The organism is Psychrobacter sp. SC65A.3, from assembly GCF_025642195.1.
Taxonomy (GTDB): Bacteria; Pseudomonadota; Gammaproteobacteria; order Pseudomonadales; family Moraxellaceae; genus Psychrobacter; species Psychrobacter cryohalolentis.
In genome coordinates this window covers 1,640,929-1,662,578 of record NZ_CP106752.1, presented here as the reverse complement: position 1 = coordinate 1,662,578, position 21,650 = coordinate 1,640,929, and the positions used below count along the sequence as shown (strand labels likewise).

The window sequence follows — 21,650 nt, the reverse complement described above, 5'->3', positions numbered from 1 at the left end:
TAAGATTTTATGATTCGATTAAAGATAAAGCAGTTTTTTATCTTCCTTTTATTCTGACAGCTGAGCATTGCTATGATTTATTTTTATTTGAACGGTCAATATAAGCAATTAACTGACCTCAATCCGAATACCACGGTGCTTGAGTATTTGCGCTTGCACGAACGCCAGACTGATACCAAAGAAGGCTGCGGCAGTGGCGACTGCGGAGCCTGTACGGTGATGGCGCAGCGCTTACCTAGCAGTGGTGAAGATTCTTCTGATTTGCCTTTTTATACCCTTAACGCCTGTATTACGCTACTGTCATTGATGGATGGTCATCATATAATGACGTCAGCTTATATCGCGGACAATCCTGAACATCATCCAGAACGTGCTTTATTGCACCCAGCGCAGCAAGCAATGGTCGAATGCCATGGCTCGCAGTGCGGGTTTTGTACGCCTGGATTTGTGATGACGCTGGCCAGCACCTACGAGAATCATCGTCTGCAAGTCGCAAAGGGAACCATTAAAGATGATTTAAGCTACGATGATATCGTGGCTTCAATTGGTGGGAATCTTTGCCGTTGTACAGGCTATCGTCCGATTATCGAGGCTGGTTTGGCAATGAGTGAGATTGGTAGACAACGCGATGCTGATCAGACGATCGCCAAAGACTTGACCATCAGTTTAGCGACAGATGCGATGGCAAATAGCAGACAAACCGTTTCAAGCGAAATGGGCACTATTGAGCCTGCACTTACTCAAGGGTCACGTAAGTTATTCATTCCACAGTCTGTTGCTGAGCTCAATCAAGTGCTCGCTGCCCATCCAAAAGCGACCATTTGGGCAGGTGGTACGGACTTAGGTTTGAGTGTGACGCAACACTTGGTTGATCACGATATTATCGTACAACTGTCAGCGATTGACGAGCTAAAATCTTGGTCACTACAAGCGTTAAGCTTAAATACCGATGAGCAGTCTAAAGGCGATAGCGAAGTAGAGTCTTTAGTATTGGGTGCTGGCATGAGCTATAAGAGCATGCTGCCTGCGCTTGAACAGCATTTCCCTGCGTTTGCCAATTTGTTTGAACGTATTGCTTCTCCGCAAATCCGTAATATGGGCACTATCGGCGGTAACGTTGCTAACGCTTCACCGATTGGCGATTTGCCTCCCATTCTATTGGCATTAGATGCTCATATTCATCTGCGTCATTGTGCTGCTATTGACAATGCTATTAACAGCGCTACTGACAATATCAATGTTAATAATGTCCATTCAAATCAAGTATCTAGTATTGATGAAATCATTCCTTTATCTAAATTCTTTTTAGATTACAAAAAGACCAAACTACGTGCTGGTAGTTACGTGGTTGCCCTTCATATTCCGCTAATGCAAGATCATCAGTATCTCTATATTCATAAGATTAGTAAGCGTTACGAAGATGATATCTCAGCGTGCTTGCTTGCTGCGCGACTTGATTTGTCAGCGGATGGCATGACTATCCAAGATGCAAAATTTGGACTTGGCGGCATGGCGGCGATACCTTTATTGGCAGCAGAATGTCAGCAGGCACTAATTGGACAAGCAGTAAATGTTGCCAGTTTCGAGCAGGCAGCACAAAGGCTACCTAATGATGTCTCGCCGATGACCGATGTGAGAGCCAGCCGAGAGTATCGTATGCATGTGATGCAGCGGTTAATCATTAAGTGTGGCAAGCAATTGGTTGCTGATGTGCAAGCGGTAGATGCGTAAGGAAACATATAGTAAGTAAGCTCGGCAAGGGCTAAATAGACGGCCCTAGTGTTTGAACTTGCTTGATTATGCTAACTCACGTAACTTTCGCATCGCTAAAAGATACAGTCAAAACGCTATTGTTAGAGAGATAGGTTTTGCTAAAAATATAAGAGAGAGCCATTATGAGCCACCATTCTTCATTATTTGACAGCTACAGTACCCGCAGACAGCGTCCACCAAAAGACAAGATTGGCACCCAAGCCAAACATGACAGTGCTATTAGTCACGTTATGGGTACCGCCACTTATGTGGACGATATGCTAAAACCACAAAACACCCTGCATTTAGCAATTGGTAAAAGTGCTCACGCGCATGCTCGTGTATTGAATATGGATTTGAGCGCCGTACAAGCAGCGGACGGGGTCATCGATGTCATCACCTTTAAAGATTTACCAGCCAAGACTGATATCGGAGCAGTGTTTGATGGCGACCCACTCATGGTCGATCAGATCACAGAATATGTCGGTCAAACGCTATTTACGGTGGTTGCCACTAGTCACCGTGCAGCAAAAAAAGCCGTGCTCAAAGCCATTGTGGAATATGAGCCGCTGCCCGCAATCCTCACTATTGATGAGGCGCTAAAGCAAGAGCAGTTTGTACGTCCAAGTCACTTTATGACGCGCGGTGATGCTCAGGCTGAGCTTGAGAATGCACCTACTCGTATTGCAGGGCATATTCATATGCTGGGGCAAGAACATTTTTATTTGGAAGGGCAAGTATCTTATGTTGTTCCTTGCGATGATGGTGGGCTTGAAGTATATACTTCTTCACAGCATCCGAGTGAAGTGCAGCAGCTGGTCGCCGAAGTGGTCGATTTACCTTTTCATGCCGTGACGACAGTTGTGCGCCGAATGGGCGGCGGTTTTGGCGGTAAAGAAACGCAAGCTGCGGCATGGGCGTGTCTGTGCGGTATCATTGCCAAACGCCATAATGTGCCAGTGAGTATGCGCTTAGACCGTCAAGATGACATGGTCGTCACTGGTAAACGTCATGAATTTGCCAATCGCTACGATGTCGGTGTCAATGATGCTGGTCAAGTGCTTGGCGTTGATATGCAGCTATCAGGATTGTGTGGCTATTCACCAGATTTGTCCGATGCCATTGTCGATCGGGCGATGTTCCATTGTGACAACGCTTATTATTATCCAGCGGCTCAGATCGCTGGTCATCGCTGCAAGACACATACGGTATCTAATACCGCTTATCGAGGTTTTGGTGGCCCACAAGGTTTGCTGACCGCTGAATATATGATGGATGATATCGCCTACAGTTTGGGCAAAGATCCTCTGCAGGTACGTTTGGCAAATCTATATCAAAATGGTCAAAGCACCCATTATGGGCAGCCAATTGAGCATTTTGATTTGGCGACTATTATGCAGACGTTAGCTGATGATAACGATTATGCTAAGCGCCGTGAACAAATCACAGTCGCTAATCGAAAAGCTGAAGCCGAAGGTAGTGACAAACGTTTTGGTCTGGCTCTAACGCCGGTCAAATTTGGTATCTCATTTACGGTACAGACGCTAAACCAAGCAGGTGCTTTGGTTCATATCTATACCGACGGTACCATTCAAATCAATCACGGCGGTACTGAAATGGGGCAAGGGCTATATATTAAGATTGCCCAAATCGTTGCCAATGAATTCGATGTCGACTTGGATACCGTAAAAGTAACCGCAACTCGCACTGATAAAGTGCCAAATACTTCGCCAACAGCGGCGTCGTCAGGTACTGATATGAATGGTAAAGCCGCCCAAAATGCCTGTATTACTATTAGAGATCGCTTGGTTGAATTTGCTACTGAACATTTTGACGTAAGTGCAGAAGATGTCAAATTTGAGCGCAATCATGTCCATATCGGTGATAAAAAAACACTAACCTTTGCTGAAATGGTGTTACTCGCATATCAGCACCGCGTTAGCTTATCGTCTACTGGCTATTACAAAACACCAAAGATATTTTATGATCGCTCAAAAGCGTGGGGTCGCCCATTCTTTTACTTTGCTTTGGGTGCCTCTTGTTCTGAGGTTGAGATTGATATTTTAACGGGTGAATATAAAGTATTGCGCTGCGATATCTTGCATGATGTCGGGCAGTCGATTAATCCTGCAATTGATATCGGTCAGATTGAAGGCGGTTTTGTTCAAGGTATGGGCTGGCTTACTGCTGAAGAGTTGGTTTGGGATAAAAAAGGCAACCTTGCGTCAAACAGTGCCGCCAATTATAAAATTCCAACGGCGCATGACTTACCAAAACAATGGAGCGTCAAACTGTTCGAGCGTAAAAACGAAGAGCAGACTATTTATAACTCCAAAGCCGTTGGCGAACCGCCATTTATGCTAGCCGCTAGCGTTTGGTGCGCGATTAACAACGCGATTGCAAGCTTAGGTGATTACCAGAAAAACCCTGAGCTGACTATGCCGGCAACGCCAGAAGCAGTGCTCAAATCAGTAATGCGATTGCAGGGTCAAGCGTGGGAAATTGCTTCTAAAGCGGATACAGATACGATTACTAGCCTAACAGTAACCGATGATAATTGCGGTATTGATGATGATAAAGTCAAGCCGCAGCAAGTCGCACATGGTAAGGATATTAATCCAACAGAAGTCGAAGGTAAGCTAACGGATGATCAGCCTGAAGCGATACAAAATCCAAATGTATCAACGGCTCGCGGACCGGCACATAGTGAATAAGTCACTAATCACACCGATGCCACCAACAAAGTGGTATAACGGGCTAGCGCAATATCAGCAGCAAGGTATTGCGCATGTTTTAGCTACAGTCGTTGCAGTCAATGGCTCAGCACCTCGTGAGCTTCAATCAAAAATGATCGTGACGCTTGATGCATGCTGTGACACCTTAGGCGGCGGTAGCCTTGAACATGACGTGACGATAACCGCTAGGCAATTGCTAAATGGTGAAATTAATGGCACTGACGCTAGAAGCACGCAACCGTTAAAAGAAGGTAAGTCTGCAAAGGCGCAGGCAGTACGCCGCGATGCCGTTTACACCAAGCATTATCCATTGGGTGCTACGTTGGCTCAATGCTGCGGCGGTAGCGTCACGGTCATGTTTGAATGCTTTAATGTAACGCCGCCCATGTCATTACTGGTGTTTGGCGCAGGGCATGTAGCAGCTGCGCTAATGACCATTCTTGCCGAGCTACCTTGTCAAGTTGACTGGGTGGACAGCCGAGCTGAAATGTTTGAGCGTTATCTAACGCATAATCCGGATACTGTAGAGGGGCAAGTGACTTATCAGTTGCCTACTCACATTCGCCCGCATATTGATGAAGATCCAGTCGATTTTGTTCAACCGTTTGTTGCCAAGAGCATTGAAAGTGCCTTGATGAATGCGTCAACAAAAAAAGGCACTCAGTACTTTATATTGGTCATGACACATGATCACAGTCTTGATTTTGATTTGGTGCGTGCCGCGCTCGATGCTTATGTAAAAATTGGCATCGATAGCAGCTCATTACCTTATCTTGGCTGTATCAGCTCAGCGACCAAAGCCAAGCGTTTCAGAGATCGCCTGCTACAGCGTGACTACAATGAGCAAATAGTCGATAAATTGACCATGCCTATAGGACTTAATACTGGCGGAAAAGAGCCAATGGCAGTCGCGATCTCTATCGCGGCGCAAGTTATGCAGCTTTATCATGATTTATAACTAACATTCATCTTAATTAAAAATTTTTTAATTCTCTATTTATCTGTCTGCCTTAAATGCATTAAGACATCGTTCTTAGTTTCGTCAGCCATCATAAGATATAGGCTGCGCTCAGTAACTTTGTGCTTGTATTTCTTTGATTGTATTAGGGTAGACACATAATATGGATGAATTTTTAACCAAAATACTTATCTATTATTGTGAGATTTTTTTATGACCATACATATTTATCAAGCACAATTATTGCATTATTTAACGGAAGAGAATCTGGCGGCAAGAGCCAAGCATACCCATGTAGAGACGGCTGATTTAACCAATGATAGTTTAACCAATGCTGAGCGTCCTAGCATTACGGTGGTCGATAAAAACGTTACTTTGCTGCCAGTGGTGGCAGGCGTCAAGGTTTATCCTGAGTATATCGCCAATGGTGCTTTGGTGGTCGATGATGCGACTGGTCGCGTCGTAGATTATGGTAGCTGTGCGTCAATGATGTCGCAGTACGGCAACGCCAGTCGTCAAGAGGGTCAAGCGCCAGTACAGATTCATGATTATCAAGATAAGCTTATCATGCCAGGCTTTATTGACACCCATGTACATTATCCGCAAATAGATATGATTGCTGCGTTTGGCGAGCAATTACTTGATTGGTTGAACAATTATACCTTTGTGACCGAAGCCAATTTTGGTGATGCAAAGATTGCTGATGATACCGCAAAATTCTTTTTAAACCAGCTGCTTGCTAACGGCACAACAAGCGCCTTGGTATTTTCAACCAGCCATCCACAGTCAGTAGAATCGTTCTTTAACGAAAGCTGCCGTCTGAATACTCGTATGATTACGGGTAACGTATTGATGGATCAAAACGCGCCTGAGCATCTGTGTGTACCAACAGAGCAGGGCATCCGTGATACACAAAATATCATCGATAAATGGCATGAGCGTGGACGTCAGCATGTGGCGATTACGCCAAGATTTGCCATTACCTCAACGCCAAAACAATTACAAATGACCGGTGAGCTGTATCGTAGTTATGATAGTGTTTATCTGCAAACACATCTGGCTGAAAACCTTGATGAAATCGCTTTTGTACGTGAGCTTTATCCCAATCATAAAGGTTATTTGGACGTTTATCATGATATGGGCTTACTTGGCAGGCAGACGACGTTGGCGCATGGCATCCATCTCTCGACATCAGAATATGAAGTGCTACGTGATACTGGCACCCAAATAGCCCATTGCCCGACGTCCAATTTATTTTTAGGCAGTGGACTGTTTGATTTGTCCAAAACTCTAAGCTATACCGGCGTTAGTATCGCAACCGACGTGGGCGCAGGTACTAGCTTATCGATGCTGACCACTTTATCAGAAGCCTATAAAGTTCAGCAATTGCAGAGTAATCCGCTATCAGCGCATCAAGGCTTATATCAAATTACTTTAGGCAACGCGCAGTCATTGTTGTTAGACGATAAAATCGGTAACTTTATGCCAAATAAAGAAGCAGATTTTGTGGTGATAGATATGGGAGGCACTGATTTAATGGAGCGCCGTATGACACAGACCAAGTCGCTTGATGAGCAGTTATTTGTATTGATGATGTTAGGTGATGATAGGGTGATTGAAGAAACGATTATCGCTGGCGTGAGTCGTTATAAAAAAGCGGTTGCTGCATAAAGGGAAGTATTAAAAGTATTTTTTTGCTTAATTTAGAATGTTTACATAAAAATCAGCGCCAATTTATTAAGACATTCAAATCTTAGTAAATAGGCGCTGATGTTTTTTAAATCATGCTTAATAGCTAATAACTATGGCATTACTCTGGATGATTCATCCATATCCAACCATTCTCTAACCATTCCATCACTTCATCAGGGTCAATCCCTTCCATATCGTCAAGGGTTAAATGCTCGCCATTAGATAAGCGTACCAGTAGTGCTATCGATGTTTCATGCAAATCATCTAGGCGTTGCCCATTGGCATATAAAACGATGTCATTATCCGCCTGGGTGTATAACAAACGATTGCTGTAATCTGCTTGCAACGTCGCGCCAGTTGCCAATGCTGCTATCATCTCATCAGTCGTCAGCGACTCTTCAGGGACAAGCACATCATATTGACGCTTGCTGACCACTTCAGACACGGCTTGGCGAATAATCGTATCACCGCGCTCAGATTGGAGGAGTTGTAATAATTGAGTTTTAATCGCCTCAATGCTGTCAGTCTTTAATGCCCCTGACGCTTGCATAGCTTGTGGTAATAACATCGGTATAAATAAAGCGCTGTCATTGGTTGCGACATCGGCAAGGCTGTCAATAATTTGCATCAAGTTTGGACGACGGCAGCCAAAGGAAAAGGTTAGGCAATCATCTTGCGCTACGCCAAAATGTGCTAGTTTTGGTGGCACGTATAGCACATCACCGGCTTCTAAGATTTCATCAAAGATAATCTCGCCCATATCATCAAATAGACGTATCGGCTCATCGGCAACAAATTGGGTCTGCTCATCACAAAACTTACCTAACTGCCAACGCCTAGAGCCAAACCCTTGCGCTAAAAATACATCGTAATTATCATAATGCTTGCCAACCGAGCCGCCTTTTGGCGCATAAGACACCATAATATCATCGCGCTGCCACTGCGGTATAAAATCAAGCGCCTGCCATAATGCGCCAAGTTCCGGCGACCATTGCTCAAGATTTTGTACCAGTACTGACCATTGCTCAGGTAAGTTATCAAAGTCGGCTTCAGTTAGTGGGTTCTTTTTAAGTTGCCATTGCGACTGACCTTCTTGTTTGCTCGCAGCTTGAGTCAGTAGCCTTGCAGTAGCGTCTTCATCTATGGCTAAGCCTAAGATATCTTCCGGCTCAAACATACCAATTAATTGCGGTAAGCCTTGCTTAATCAAGAGGGGTTTTTTTTGCCAATAATCGCTTAAGAATTGCTCAGGAGTAATGGTATTCGGTAAACAAAGGGGGATAGAAGTCATGGATAAATCCGTATGGTTAACTGGTTATAAGATTAATAGAAATGATGGCTTTATAGGCAGGATTTATTAGTTTATGATTATTGCTTATCTGATGACTGTCATCAGAGCCTATAATTATTCTTAGGACATTTATGAAAAAATTGCATTTTATCGTTATTATTGCCAGTATGTTTTTGCTGCAAGCTTGTGTACATAAAATTGTTACTGTACCTGCTAAAATCGCTTATAAAACCACTAAAGGTGTGGTTAAAGGTACGGTCGCTGTGGGTAAAGCTATCATACCGGGCGATAGCAGTGATAAAGACGATAAAGAATAAAAACCTTACCCATCAACTATGTATTTTAAAAAATAATAGTGTTTATAGTAAGGTTCTTATTAAGATATAAATGAATGCTCATTTATATCTTTTTTGCATTTGATAGAGATGAGCTGATTGCCAGTTAAATTTTAGCAATCCATTCTTTAATCGTGCGTGCTTGTTCAGCCGCATTACCAATATAAGTAGCAGGCGTCATTTCGCGCAAACTGTTTTTATCGCTTTCACTGACTGCCGATAATTCATCGCCATCAACAAAAGTAAGCATTGCTTCACGAGTCATGGCATTACCACGGGTAAGAGCTTTAAGCTTCTCGTATGGGTTTTCAACACGGTAGCGACGCATCACAGTTTGAATCGGCTCTGCTAATACTTCTTGCGCATTATCTAGGTCATCATTTAAACGTTGGGCATTTAATTCAAGTTTGCTGACGCCTTTGAGGCACGCATCATAAGCAATCATGCTTTGTGCTAGACCAACACCGATATTACGTAACACGGTAGAGTCAGACAAATCGCGCTGCATACGTGAAATCGGTAGCTTTTCACCCAAATGAGCAAGCATGGCATTAGCTACACCCAAATTACCTTCAGAGTTTTCAAAGTCAATCGGGTTGACTTTATGCGGCATGGTAGAAGAACCCACTTCACCATCTTTTAGGCGCTGTTTAAAATAGCCTAAGCTAATATACTGCCAAATATCACGGTTAAAGTCGATTAGAATGGTATTAAAGCGTTTTACTGCGTCAAACAATTCAGCGATATAATCATGTGGCTCAATTTGTGTGGTGTACGGGTTAAACGTCAATTCTAAACGTTCATTAATGAATTTCTCAGCATGATTCTGCCAATCAACGTCAGGATATGAGGCGTAGTGAGCATTATAGTTACCGACCGCACCATTGATTTTACCGAGCAACTCTACCTGACCGACTTGCTTAATTTGACGAGCAAGGCGATAAGCAACGTTTGCCATCTCTTTACCTAGAGTCGTCGGGCTTGCCGTTTGACCATGAGTACGTGAAAGCATCGGTTGATCAGCATGGATAATTGCTAGATTAACAATGCTATCCGTTACTTCTTGCATTTTAGCAACGACGATTTCGCGGCTGTCTTTGAGCATGAGTGCGTAAGATAGGTTATTAATATCTTCACTGGTACAAGCAAAATGAATAAATTCTAATGAATCTTCAAGTGCTGCCTGACCACGGAATTTATCTTTAATAAAGTATTCAACCGCTTTTACATCATGGTTGGTCGTTGCTTCGATGTCTTTGATCGCTTGCGCGTCAGCTTCGCTAAAGTTATCTACGATAGCATTTAAAAACGCATTGGTATTGGTATCGAATTCTGCCAACTCACCAATCGCGCTATTATCAGCCAATGACTGTAACCAGCGAATCTCAACGGTCACACGCGCTTTAATCAGACCAAATTCTGATAAATAAGGGCGCAAGCTATCGGCTTTGGATGCATAGCGACCATCGATTGGGGAGAGTGCGGTAAGTAGATTCATATCATTGCCTCAAAAAGTTATTGAAATTACAGCTGGTTAAAAAAATGTAAAAAATGATTTAATCTGAAAAATCATCATGTATTAATTAGATTGTGTTGTACCGTACTTAGTATTGAAGTAAAAGTCGTAAGATGATTTTGCCGCTAGAGTAAATATTTTGGTTTTAATTAAACCATTATTACCGATAGCCACACTATCAGAAGCATAGTCATTTGGCTTATAAAGTGGTGCAATCAGTTTTGAGTCGACTACGGCCCCTTTTTCTCCCTTCTTTTGAAGCATATCTTGCATTATGAAGTTATCAATAGAAAGGTTGGCGCGATTGGTTGCCGTAATTTTATAGGCAATACAGTTTCCAGGCTCAATATTGTCAATAGGTTTAGTACTAAAACCACTATTAGGGTTGTCAGCAGCGGTATTGCTAATAGTAGGGTAATCAATAGTCGCCGGACAGCTATTTACATATTGGTATTTTATAAGTACTAGAGCAGCATTTTCAGCAGCGACTCTACCAAAATTATTGGTATCATAAAAATATTTGTTCGTCACTAAATCCACTTGTTTTTTACTATTAGTAGTGCGAATAGGGTGTGTATTCGTACTGTTTTCTTCTATCAAACAGACAGTGTTTTTGCCGCTCAGATTGGCAATGGGCGTTCTAAGTTGATATTGCCCAACACCAGTCATAGGTAAATTTTCACTAGCGTAAACTATATCTGAGTTGTTGCAATCGACTAGTTTAATAGTACTGTTAGAAATTCCGCTTTCGGAAACGGCATCAAAAATACCGTTAAAGTAGCCAGAGTTATTGATTTGTGGATTGGTATTACCACCATTATCGTTAAATACTGTTCCTGAAAAAACATAATAGAGAGGTTCGCTTTCTACCCCGAAGCTGAGCCATTCATTATAGGTTTCTCCAACCACATCCGCTTCAATAGCACTATTACCTCTCATGATGCCTTCGTAAGTTAAGGTGACAGTCTTGGCATTCTTAACCGCAAGAACATAGTTGCTGTCCGTATTAGCGATACCATAGCTGACGTAGCTGCTATTATTAGCTATGATGTCGTTTACGTTCAATGCCCGATAAGTCGTCTGATTATTGGGACTGGTAGAGGTTTCTTTTAGAATATTGGTAAAGGTGGGCATAGGGGGCAAGGTACCTCTTTTTTGACCAGATGCAAAAGATACTTGTCCACTACTATTGGTAGTAGGCGTAAACGAGCTACTATTACCACTACCGTTAAGCGCAGTGATTCCGTAATAATATAAGCCGCTATCCCCACCATTTGAGCTATCGAAGCGTAGCTGTGGCAAGGTAACCGTATTGTTAGAGCTAAAGCTATTTCCAGCCAGTTTTTTACCCATAAAATAATCACCCATGGCATTATAAAAATAGGGGACGTTTGGATTATTTCTGATGGTAGCTTGCGCAGGCGTACTAATTTGACTATTTTGGGTAAAGCTTAATGTTTGACGTGCAATCTCTGAGTTACCACCCAGTGAATAGCTAGCTTGCCCAACTTTTATGGTATGTATAGAAGCATTGTCATCAGGAGTAATAGTAAAGGTGTACTTAAACTTATCTCTATCAATACTAGTATTAGAATCATTCCTGATTTCAATACCATTGGTGCGCGTACCACTAGCTGGTGTTATCTCAGCGCTATTGTTATAACCAATATTTTCATTGCGAACTAAAGTAAAACTACCGGTAGCACCAGAACCTGCTGCTACATATGTGCCAGAAGCAGTACCAGCCGAAGCATTAGAGCTGGTAACTGTCATACTACCCATATTTGTTGGTGCAGCCTGCAAATTAAATGACGCCGCTATAAAAGTAAGCGTAAGACCTCGCTTCGCCCATAACGAAAAAGAAGTTGGAAGAGTAAGTAAAACACAAAAGCGAGCGGTCATTCAATATCCTAAAAAAAGGCAAATCATTTTATTGATTAAGGATAAATGAGATGTCAAATTCCGCAAGGCGCATCAATAGAGGCAATCACGCCGCCGCCTAGACAAACTTCCTCGATATAAAATACCGCTGATTGACCGGGAGTAACGGCACGTTGTGGCTCATCAAATACCACTCGTACCTCACTACCATTTTCATTGTTAGCAAATACGGTACAAGCTTGGTCAGGCTGACGATAGCGCGATTTTGCCATACAACGTAAGCCATCTTCGTTAAAGATATCTGCAGGCGGTAAACCATTGACCCAATCGAGCTTATAAGCTTGTAGCTCATTACTCAGCATCATGGCATGCTCGTGACCTTGTCCAACGATCAAACGATTGTTATCTAAGTCTTTTGCGAGTACAAACCATGGTTCTTCGGGACGATCTTTCACTCCGCCAATACCAATACCACCGCGCTGCCCTAATGTATAGTACATAAGACCATCATGCGTACCGATAGTAATACTATCGTCAGTGACGATATCGCCTTTTTGTGCCGGCAAGTACTGCTGTAAAAAGTCTTTAAAACGGCGCTCGCCAATAAAACAAATACCAGTTGAATCCTTTTTATTGGCGGTAATAAGGTCATGATCTTCAGCGATTTGACGAACGACTGGTTTTTCCAGCTCACCAACTGGGAACAGGGTTTTGGCAAGCTTGTCACCACCAACCGCATGTAAGAAGTAGCTTTGGTCTTTATTATTATCGAGACCACGTAGCAATTGAGCCACTTCAATACCGTCATTATTCTTATGGTTCACACTGCGGCGGGTATAGTGACCAGTGGCGATATAATCAGCACCAAGCGTTAAGGCATAATCTAAGAATGCCTTAAACTTGATTTCTTTATTACATAAAATATCGGGATTTGGCGTGCGACCCGCTTTGTATTCCGCTAAAAAATGCTCAAAGACGCGATCCCAATATTCCATGGCAAAGTTGGCGGTATGCAGTTTTATGCCAATTTTGTCGCACACCGCTTGCGCATCTGCTAAGTCATCCATCGCCGTACAATATTCGGTACCGTCATCTTCTTCCCAGTTCTTCATAAACAGACCTTCGACCAAAAAGCCTGCCTGCTGAAGCAATACGGCAGACACAGAAGAGTCGACTCCGCCTGACATGCCAACAATCACATGCTTAGTGCTAGGATCATTGATATCGGCAAGCGTTAGAGGGCGATGGGCGTCAAAAGAAGCAGAAGCTGATGTGTTAGAAGCGTTTGGTATGGCTGACATAAAGCGGCTCAACTATTTATACGTTCTCCAAAATACATATTGACGCCAAAATTATGCAATCACTACCATGCGTAGTCTCAGCAGAACGACGTCAGCTTATCTTTTGGATTGGGTATTATGATAAAATAAGCGTCATATTATACCAGTTAATTGAAACTGGTGGCGAGCTATGGCATCTTACTGGCGGTAAAATCGCTTTAAAAATTTAGATAATGGTTTTCAATTATCCTAATCACCATTAATTTACTTGGAATGATAATGATAAAAATTGGTCAAGGTATTGATGTTCATGCGTTTCATAATAATGGTCAACAGCAGCAATATGTGGTGCTGGCAGGTGTGCCTATTGATCATACGCACAGCTTACTTGCGCATTCTGATGGTGATGTAGTACTGCATGCACTTGCTGACGCTTTGCTTGGTGCCTTGGCACTTGGTGATATCGGGCAACATTTTCCAGATACCGATGCGGCAAATGCCGGTTTAGATTCACGCGTACTACTTCGTTATGTGTATGGCAAAGTTTTGGCCGCAGGTTATATGTTGGGTAATGCTGATATTACCGTAATGTGTGAGCGCCCAAAACTAGCACCACATAATTTAGCCATGCGCGCTAACATCGCTAGTGATTTGCAGACCGATGTGAGTAATGTCAGTGTTAAGGCAACCACCACTGAAAAATTGGGCTTTACCGGTCGGCAAGAGGGTATTATGGCCAATGCCGTGGTATTATTGGTGCCGAATGCGTCTGGCGTTTAATTCTCAATAGTATATCAGTGCGTATGATTATGGCTGTCAGCTTTCAAAACTGCTTGCAATATGGTTAAGATTGCCCCATGTAGCAGCCACATGATAAATTTAATGTTACCTGTCTTTTTTATAAATAGTTTTAATTAATAGGAGTTTTTATGAGTGAGCAAACCCCAAATACTGCTGCCAACGATATTGAACAACTGATTCGTAACCAAATCAAAGACAACAAAGTCATTCTGTATATGAAAGGCTCACCGCAGTTCCCACAGTGTGGTTTCTCTGCCAAAGCGATTGAAGTCTTGACACAAATTGGTCGCCCATTTGCTTTTGTCAATATCTTAGAAAATCCAGAAATCCGCGCAACGTTACCACAAATTGCTAATTGGCCAACTTTTCCGCAGCTATGGATTGATGGTGAATTGATGGGCGGATCAGACATCATTTTGCAAATGTATCAATCAGGCGAGCTTAAGCCTTTGGTTGAAGCAAATAGCCCAGCTGCTTAATATCGAGAGCACTTTATATCGACGTTTAATGCTTAAATATCTAAGTGGCATTAAGATGTTGATATAATTGACATTCGATCCTAAGTACCCAAATCCGAGTCGCCTTATTAAAGGTTGCTCGGATTTTTTATTTTTTAATATTGACAGTCAGCAAGTTCAATTGTTTTTGCCAACTTTATCCCCATATAACTCTTAATATCGATGTTCAATACCTCGAAACATTGAGAAACATTAAATCAATAATAAGAGAGTTTTATGACTAACGAATTAAATAGCCAAGCCACTCAAATACAAGATGCCGAGCAAGCTGCGATTGAAAAACGTCGCGAGCACTTAAAAAATGAATCCACGCGCATTATTGAAATCGCTGGCAATGAGCCACATTCAGCGCTGAAATGTATTCATCAGCTTAGCGTGGCAGGCGGCGCAACAGAAGCCACTTATATTGCGATTGAACAGCGTATCGTCGCGGATCAAGATGCTGCGGGCGCTTATCATTTGGCGTTATTGGCACAGAATACGCCAGATTTACCCATTGATGCGCGTCAACTTATTGAACTGGTCGTTAATAAAGGCGACAACCAGCAGCGTTTAGCATTGCTAAAAAACTTGCCACTACCACCCGTTGAGACGATTAAACAGTATATATTGGCGAGTAATGATGGCGATGCGATTGGGCAGATGAATGCTTATTTACAGATTAATCCAGAAGGCTATGGCAGCCAACATATGCTGGCGAGTGGGCAGGCGGATCGTATTGTGCCGCTTAGTCCTGGCAAATAAGCCCTGACACATAAAGGTTGGGAATGAGCATTGGTAAATGCTGTCAACGTTAATCAAAACTTCTTGATCGTTAATCTCAATAGTTTTTCGTATAACGTTTTTTAAATGATAAAAAATTGTTATAATTAATGATTATCTATTCAGCTAATAGTAGCTTGTTCTATATTCAAGTCGCTATTTCTTTTTTAAATTCGACTGACACTTATCTACCCAGTTCCTGTTATTGAATAATAGCCTGTCGCTAAGCATAGCGTGATCAGTCAAGTGAGGCATTACATGCAATACCCAAAAAATTACGACGTGGTGGTAATCGGTGGCGGTCATGCTGGCACAGAAGCTGCTTTGGCGGCCGCACGTATGGGCGCGCAAACCTTGCTGTTGACGCATAATATTGAAACGCTGGGGCAGATGAGCTGTAACCCTGCGATTGGTGGTATTGGTAAATCGCATTTGGTGCGTGAGATTGATGCGCTTGGCGGCGCAATGGCACTGGCAACGGACAAATCTGGCATCCAGTTTCGAGTACTTAACAGTCGTAAGGGTGCCGCTGTACGAGCCACTCGAGCGCAAGCAGATCGTATTCTTTATAAAGCCGCCATTCGTCATACGTTAGAGAATCAGCCAAATCTTGATATATTTCAACAAGCGGCTGATGATATTTTGGTTGAAAACGGTCGTGCCACAGCGGTTGTGACTGCTACTGGTATTATTTTTAATACGCAAACGGTCGTGTTAACCTCAGGTACGTTTCTAGGCGGGGTGATTCATATTGGTCTTGAGAGCTCAAAAGGTGGTCGCGCAGGCGATCAGCCTTCTATTAAGCTTGCTGATCGTTTACGTGAGCTGAAACTCCCTGTTGGTCGCCTAAAAACAGGTACGCCCGCCCGTATTGATGCGCGTAGTGTTGACTTTAGTGTGATGACCGTACAGCCGGGTGATACACCGCTACCAGTAATGAGTTATATGGGCGATGTGTCCATGCATCCTGAGCAGGTCAATTGCTATATAACTCATACCAATGCGCGCACGCATGATATCATCCGTGAAAATCTAGACCGCTCACCGATGTTCTCTGGCAAAATCGAAGGTGTTGGTCCACGTTATTGTCCATCTATTGAAGATAAAATACATCGCTTCGCTGACAAAGACAGTCATCAGATTTTTATTGAGCCAGAAGGCTTGACCACCCATGAGCTATATCCAAACGGTATCTCAACCAGCTTGCCGTTTGATGTGCAGTTAGAATTTATTCATAGTATGAAAGGCTTAGAGAACGCTCATATTACCCGTCCAGGCTATGCGATTGAATACGATTATTTTGATCCGCAAAACCTAAAACCAACGCTTGAAACCAAATCGATTGACCGCTTGTACTTTGCCGGTCAAATCAATGGTACAACTGGTTATGAAGAGGCTGGCGTACAGGGTTTGCTAGCAGGTACTAATGCGGCATTGGTTACGACTAATAATAGTGAGTTTGAAACGTGGACACCGCGCCGTGATGAAGCCTATCTTGGCGTGCTCGTTGATGATTTGATTACCCATGGTACGACTGAGCCATATCGTATGTTTACGAGTCGTGCAGAATATCGTCTATTATTACGTGAAGACAATGCCGATCAACGTCTAACTGAAACAGGTCGCAAGCTTGGTCTAGTAGATGATGTGCGCTGGCAAGCGTATCAAGAAAAAATGGAGGCGATCACAACGGAGACCTCACGTCTCAAAGATATGTGGGCAACCCCTGCTAATACGTTGGGCAAAAAAGTCACAGAGCAAACGGGCGAGGTGCTGTCAAAAGAATCAACTGCTTTTGATTTGCTCAAGCGTCCGCAGATTCATTTTGCTGATATCGCTGCCATCACTGATTCGCAAGTAGATGCGCAAGTGGGTGAGCAGATTGAAATTTCTGTCAAATATGCAGGCTATATTGATCGTCAGCAAGAAGATATTGATCAGATGAAGAGATTGGAGAATACAGCCCTACCAATAGATTTTGATTATAGTGTAGTATCTGGGTTGTCCAATGAGATTGTCCAAAAACTTGCGCAAGTCCGTCCGTCAACATTGGCTCAAGCGGGACGTATCAGTGGTGTCACACCGGCTGCTATCCAGCTACTAGCAATGACGGTCAAGAAACAGAAAAAAGTAAAAGCAGCATTAAACGCGTCATAACAATGTATCAATGACTTAAAAAATAGAAAAGCAAAAAGCCTATACCGAGAAGTCGTTATGGGCTTTTTTTATTGCCAAAATACTACCGTTGTTAAAAGAAAGAGGTGTACTCACTTGTCTTGGTTGCTGCTTTCTCTTTATACTGGCTCTACGAATTACCAACTCTATTGTTATTACTTATATCTTTTTTATTAATTTACCTCGCTATTGTCCACATTATGATGGGCTTGTCACTAAATTGAGCCTATTTATGATTGATGCCATTATTTTTGCTATGACCATCGTCTTGCCCAACCTTGTCTTAATGTGGTTAGGTTTTTTTATGAAAAGACGCGGTGAGGCGGATCAGGTGTTTATCGATCAGGCCTCTAGTTTCGTTTTTAATTATTGTCTGCCCTGTCTGCTGTTTTTTAGTGTGGTCGATAGTGACGTTGATTATGCGAAGCAAGTGGTATTGATAGGCGCTGGTATTGTGGTGACCTTTATACTGTTTATCGGCTCTGAGCTCTATGCCAAGCGCTTTATCAGCGACCCTGCCAATCAAGGGGTTTTTGTACAAGGTATTTTTCGCAGCAATATGGCGATTATTGGACTGGCAACCGTTGCCAACGCCTATGGAACGACTGGCTTAAGTATTGGCGCGGTATATATGGGTGTGGTGACAATACTGTTTAATATCTTAGCGGTGATTACGCTCAGCCGAGTGTCTAAGAGTATAGAGGATACTTGGCTCAGTCGTAGTACCATGATTATTAAAAAGCTATTTACCAATCCGCTCATCATTGCACTCGTTGCAGCCTTTACTTATAAAGCATTGCCACTACCACCGATAGCGGGTGTGATTCATATCACCGGTGGGTTGTTAGCAGCAGTTGCTTTACCGCTTGCCCTGATTTGTGCGGGTGCCAGTATTAATTTGAAGTCGATGTTGCATCCTTCTGGACTTTCTATGCAGGCAAGTATTGGACGCATTGTTATTGCACCGTTGGTTGCTATAGCGGTTGGTTTTGCTTTTGGCTTAACGGGCGTACATATGGGCGTACTGTTTTTGATGGTTGCATCACCAACAGCAGCAGCAAGTTATGTGATGGCAAAAGCGATGGGCGGTAATGATATTTTAGCGGCCAATATTTTGGCATTTACGACAGTAGTTGGTATGTTTGGCATGGCGATTGGCGCAGCAATATTACGCGCTATGGGACTAATTTAACCACTGTTTGATAAATGACTACATACTTATCAAACAGTGGTTAAATCAAAAGACAGTTGTTAAGAGTTTATCAACCCCTGATTAAAAAACCTTCCCATCTTTATAGAAGTGAACCGACCCCCATAAGTTGGACACACCTTATGGGGGTATTTTTATGCGTTACGATCTAGACTTTAAGATGCAAGTCATCGCATACTATCGGCAAGGACATACCGGACTTGCCACAAGTGAGAAGTTTAAAGTAGATTCGAAACTTGTACAAAAATGGGTTAAGCAATATCAAAGCGGTGGTATAGACGCGATCAAGCCAAAGACAAGTAAGGCCAAATACAGCAGTGGGTTTAAATACAAAGTGATTACGACCATGCTGACGCAAGGATTAAGTCAATCCGAGGTCGCTTTAACATTTAATATCAGCTCACCTGCTTTAATTAGCCACTGGCACAAAGCATATCGACAACAAGGCATGTCTGGACTAATAACCAAACCCAAAGGTAGAACCGCCATGAGTAAACCCTTTATCACAGACAAACCAGATGATGAGAAAACCTTAGCAGAGCTTAAGCGTGAGAATGAGTACCTACGTGCAGAGAACGCCTACCTAAAAAAGCTCGATGCCTTGCTCAAAGCGGAGGAACAAGCAGGCAAAAAGCAAGGCTCATCGAAGCACTAAGACAAGCGCACCCTTTATCTGCTTTGCTAAACATCGCTAAGATGGCTAAGAGTGTCTTTTACTACCATAGGTGCCAGTTTGACGTTAAAGACAAATATGCAGACTTAAAACAGCGTATTGCTAAGCTGTATCATAAGCACAAAGGCAGGTATGGCTATCGCAGAATAACGGCCGCGCTAAAGCAGTTAGATTGTCATCATAACCATAAGCTCATCGCTAAGCTTATGCATGACATGACCCTTAGCGCAAAGATAAGACGTCAGAAGTATCGCTCCTATAAAGGACAACAAGGTAAGATTGCGAAGAACTATTTAAAACGCCAGTTTCATGCAGATAGACCGAACAAGCGCTGGCTCACCGATATTACCGAGTTTAAGGTCGGTGATGATAAGCTGTATTTGTCGCCCATACTAGATTGTTATAACAATGAGATTGTCAGTTATACACTCTCAAAGAGACCGACTTATGACTTAGTTGGCAAGATGCTAGAGGATGCTTTGGCAAAGACGAAAGCGTGTCGTGATAAGACGCTCATGCTACATTCTGATCAAGGATGGCATTATCAAATGAGACTGTTTGGACAGGTGCTGAAACAGCATGGGATTAAGCAAAGTATGAGCAGAAAAGGCAACTGTTTGGATAATGCGCTCATGGAGGGGTTCTTTGGTACCCTGAAGTGCGAGACCATTTATATTGAAAAGCCTAATTCGATTGAAGGTTTAGAGAAACAGATTCATGAGTATATTCACTACTATAATCATGAAAGAATTCAACTCAAACTAAAAGGACTGAGTCCTGTTAAGTACAGAACTCAGTCCTTGATATAAAATAAACCGTCTAACATTTGGGGGTCAGTTCAAAGGGAAGGTTTTTTAATATTATGCAAGCATTGCTATTGGTTGTAAATCAAACAAATTAAGCTTAGAGACAAGCTCAAGTGAGCGCAAACGTGCTGCTTGGTCATAGATGTTTGCTGTCACAATCAGCTCATCGGGCTGATAGGTAGCAAGAAACGCTGCAAGCTTTGGCTTGACAGTTTCAACAGAACCGATAAACGATACCGACAACGCACTATCCACCATCATTTTTTCAGCAGCGCTCCAGATACTATCCATATCATGAGTAGGCTTTGGCATTTGACCTGTTTCACCACGGCGTAAACGCACAAAGCTCTGCTGTGCTGAGGTAAAATGATAATGTGCGGTGGCATCATCGTCCGCAAGCAATAAATTTGCCGCTAGCATGACATAAGGCTTATCTAAATAAGCCGAGGGTCTAAATTGCTCTCGATAAGCATTGATGGCTTGCCCAAGCATTTGCGGTGCAAAGTGTGAAGCAAACACATATGGCAATCCTAAGTGCGCTGCTAAGGTCGCACCAAAAAGGGAAGAACCTAGTATCCAAATGGGAATATTAGATTTTGCACCGGGGAACGCCTGTACGGGACTATCATCTGTGCCATTTCCCAAAAAGTACATCAACTCTTGCACATCTTGCGGAAAGCGATCAGCATCTTGCATCTGGCGACGTAATGCCTGAAAAGTTGCACCGTCTGTACCGGGTGCACGACCCAAACCCAAATCTATGCGGTCGCCATATAATGCTTGCAGGGTACCAAACTGCTCAGCAATGACGAGCGGGGCATGATTGGGCAACATCACACCACCTGCGCCAATACGTATACGCTTGGTCTGAGCACCAATATGCGACAATAGCACTGACGTCGCTGCACTAGCAATACCAGGCATATTATGATGTTCTGCCATCCAATAGCGATTAAAGCCAGATTTTTCGGCTTGCTGCGCTGTTTCAACGGTTTGGGCGACACCTTCAGCAATGCTTTTACCTTCAGGGACAGGTGCGAGATCTAGGAAAGATAAAGGGATTTTGTTACTCATAAATTATCCAGTAGTGTATTAATTATTTTCTACTGATATGCTTATAGTCAGTGATAGTTTCAAGTACCTATAGTCAGTGTTAATGAATCATAACAAAGTAGACTAACTCAGTATTTAAGCTCACTTAACAATTATCAATGTGCGTTTATAGATATAAAGGCGTGCCTATAAAGTTGTAATACATTATGAAT

General features: G+C 42.8%; 17 protein-coding genes. 12 read left to right on the top strand and 5 right to left on the bottom strand.

Features of this window, described 5'->3' with window-relative positions; translation table 11 throughout:
* Positions 1-72: 72 nt before the first annotated feature.
* From OEG80_RS07050 to guaD, 4 genes are all read left to right on the top strand, one after another.
* Positions 73-1,731, top strand: coding sequence for a xanthine dehydrogenase small subunit (locus tag OEG80_RS07050; RefSeq protein WP_263240085.1), 1,659 nt, complete (start codon positions 73-75; stop codon positions 1,729-1,731).
* 164 nt (positions 1,732-1,895) lie between these two features.
* Positions 1,896-4,466: a xanthine dehydrogenase molybdopterin binding subunit gene (gene xdhB, locus OEG80_RS07045; RefSeq protein ID WP_149408428.1), complete on the top strand. Its 2,571-nt coding sequence runs from the start codon at positions 1,896-1,898 to the stop codon at positions 4,464-4,466.
* A complete protein-coding gene (gene xdhC / locus OEG80_RS07040; protein ID WP_262880813.1) occupies positions 4,459-5,445 on the top strand; it encodes a xanthine dehydrogenase accessory protein XdhC in 987 nt (328 codons plus the stop codon). Before xdhB ends, xdhC begins: the two co-directional genes overlap by 8 nt.
* Positions 5,446-5,658: 213 nt before the next feature.
* The gene (guaD, locus tag OEG80_RS07035) at positions 5,659-7,116 is read left to right on the top strand and encodes a guanine deaminase (protein WP_263240084.1); all 1,458 of its coding nucleotides are present in this window, start codon (positions 5,659-5,661) and stop codon (positions 7,114-7,116) included.
* Between the two features lie 139 nt (positions 7,117-7,255).
* Here the strand turns inward: guaD and OEG80_RS07030 are convergent, their stop codons facing one another.
* Positions 7,256-8,428, bottom strand: a complete 1,173-nt coding sequence (locus OEG80_RS07030) for a cupin domain-containing protein (RefSeq protein ID WP_263240083.1) — start codon at positions 8,426-8,428, stop codon at positions 7,256-7,258.
* Positions 8,429-8,559: 131 nt separating this feature from the next.
* Here OEG80_RS07030 and OEG80_RS07025 point away from each other — a divergent pair, with 131 nt between their 5' ends.
* Positions 8,560-8,745, top strand: coding sequence for an NF038104 family lipoprotein (locus tag OEG80_RS07025; RefSeq protein WP_011513481.1), 186 nt, complete (start codon positions 8,560-8,562; stop codon positions 8,743-8,745).
* Between the two features lie 124 nt (positions 8,746-8,869).
* On the opposite strand, the gene purB is transcribed toward OEG80_RS07025, so the two are convergent.
* From purB to mnmA, 3 genes are all read right to left on the bottom strand, one after another.
* Positions 8,870-10,261: an adenylosuccinate lyase gene (gene purB / locus OEG80_RS07020; RefSeq protein WP_149408424.1), complete on the bottom strand. Its 1,392-nt coding sequence runs from the start codon at positions 10,259-10,261 to the stop codon at positions 8,870-8,872.
* A gap of 81 nt (positions 10,262-10,342) precedes the next feature.
* Positions 10,343-12,181 (bottom strand): hypothetical protein, encoded by a 1,839-nt coding sequence (locus OEG80_RS07015; RefSeq protein ID WP_263240081.1) that lies wholly within the window; start codon positions 12,179-12,181, stop codon positions 10,343-10,345.
* 53 nt (positions 12,182-12,234) lie between these two features.
* On the bottom strand, positions 12,235-13,461 hold the full coding sequence (gene mnmA / locus OEG80_RS07010) for a tRNA 2-thiouridine(34) synthase MnmA (RefSeq protein ID WP_263240079.1): 1,227 nt from the start codon (positions 13,459-13,461) through the stop codon (positions 12,235-12,237).
* Between the two features lie 252 nt (positions 13,462-13,713).
* Here mnmA and ispF point away from each other — a divergent pair, with 252 nt between their 5' ends.
* From ispF to OEG80_RS06975, 7 genes are all read left to right on the top strand, one after another.
* A complete protein-coding gene (gene ispF / locus OEG80_RS07005; RefSeq protein ID WP_149408420.1) occupies positions 13,714-14,220 on the top strand; it encodes a 2-C-methyl-D-erythritol 2,4-cyclodiphosphate synthase in 507 nt (168 codons plus the stop codon).
* 149 nt (positions 14,221-14,369) lie between these two features.
* Positions 14,370-14,720, top strand: coding sequence for a Grx4 family monothiol glutaredoxin (gene grxD, locus OEG80_RS07000; protein ID WP_011280514.1), 351 nt, complete (start codon positions 14,370-14,372; stop codon positions 14,718-14,720).
* 255 nt (positions 14,721-14,975) lie between these two features.
* A complete protein-coding gene (locus OEG80_RS06995; RefSeq protein ID WP_263240077.1) occupies positions 14,976-15,503 on the top strand; it encodes a hypothetical protein in 528 nt (175 codons plus the stop codon).
* Positions 15,504-15,779: 276 nt separating this feature from the next.
* A complete protein-coding gene (gene mnmG, locus OEG80_RS06990) occupies positions 15,780-17,678 on the top strand; it encodes a tRNA uridine-5-carboxymethylaminomethyl(34) synthesis enzyme MnmG (RefSeq protein ID WP_263240075.1) in 1,899 nt (632 codons plus the stop codon).
* 250 nt (positions 17,679-17,928) lie between these two features.
* Entirely contained in the window at positions 17,929-18,888 is a 960-nt protein-coding gene (locus tag OEG80_RS06985) for an AEC family transporter (RefSeq protein WP_149408415.1), read from the top strand.
* A gap of 154 nt (positions 18,889-19,042) precedes the next feature.
* Positions 19,043-19,561, top strand: a complete 519-nt coding sequence (locus OEG80_RS06980; protein WP_263240073.1) for a helix-turn-helix domain-containing protein — start codon at positions 19,043-19,045, stop codon at positions 19,559-19,561.
* Positions 19,549-20,388, top strand: a complete 840-nt coding sequence (locus OEG80_RS06975) for an IS3 family transposase (RefSeq protein ID WP_263242443.1) — start codon at positions 19,549-19,551, stop codon at positions 20,386-20,388. The genes OEG80_RS06980 and OEG80_RS06975 overlap by 13 nt, the downstream gene beginning before the upstream one ends.
* 51 nt (positions 20,389-20,439) lie before the next feature.
* Here OEG80_RS06975 and OEG80_RS06970 read toward each other — a convergent pair whose 3' ends face one another.
* On the bottom strand, positions 20,440-21,459 hold the full coding sequence (locus OEG80_RS06970) for an LLM class flavin-dependent oxidoreductase (RefSeq protein WP_263240072.1): 1,020 nt from the start codon (positions 21,457-21,459) through the stop codon (positions 20,440-20,442).
* Positions 21,460-21,650: the final 191 nt, after the last annotated feature.

Coding starts and splice junctions, on each gene's coding strand:
- OEG80_RS07025 (WP_011513481.1), top strand. CDS start 8,560: ATGAAAAAATTGCATTTTATCGTTATTATTGCCAGTATGTTTTTGCTG.
- ispF (WP_149408420.1), top strand. CDS start 13,714: ATGATAATGATAAAAATTGGTCAAGGTATTGATGTTCATGCGTTTCAT.
- OEG80_RS07050 (WP_263240085.1), top strand. CDS start 73: ATGATTTATTTTTATTTGAACGGTCAATATAAGCAATTAACTGACCTC.
- mnmG (WP_263240075.1), top strand. CDS start 15,780: ATGCAATACCCAAAAAATTACGACGTGGTGGTAATCGGTGGCGGTCAT.
- purB (WP_149408424.1), bottom strand. CDS start 10,261: ATGAATCTACTTACCGCACTCTCCCCAATCGATGGTCGCTATGCATCC.
- guaD (WP_263240084.1), top strand. CDS start 5,659: ATGACCATACATATTTATCAAGCACAATTATTGCATTATTTAACGGAA.
- mnmA (WP_263240079.1), bottom strand. CDS start 13,461: ATGTCAGCCATACCAAACGCTTCTAACACATCAGCTTCTGCTTCTTTT.
- grxD (WP_011280514.1), top strand. CDS start 14,370: ATGAGTGAGCAAACCCCAAATACTGCTGCCAACGATATTGAACAACTG.
- OEG80_RS06980 (WP_263240073.1), top strand. CDS start 19,043: ATGCGTTACGATCTAGACTTTAAGATGCAAGTCATCGCATACTATCGG.
- OEG80_RS07030 (WP_263240083.1), bottom strand. CDS start 8,428: ATGACTTCTATCCCCCTTTGTTTACCGAATACCATTACTCCTGAGCAA.
- OEG80_RS06970 (WP_263240072.1), bottom strand. CDS start 21,459: ATGAGTAACAAAATCCCTTTATCTTTCCTAGATCTCGCACCTGTCCCT.
- xdhB (WP_149408428.1), top strand. CDS start 1,896: ATGAGCCACCATTCTTCATTATTTGACAGCTACAGTACCCGCAGACAG.
- OEG80_RS06985 (WP_149408415.1), top strand. CDS start 17,929: ATGATTGATGCCATTATTTTTGCTATGACCATCGTCTTGCCCAACCTT.
- OEG80_RS06995 (WP_263240077.1), top strand. CDS start 14,976: ATGACTAACGAATTAAATAGCCAAGCCACTCAAATACAAGATGCCGAG.
- OEG80_RS07015 (WP_263240081.1), bottom strand. CDS start 12,181: ATGACCGCTCGCTTTTGTGTTTTACTTACTCTTCCAACTTCTTTTTCG.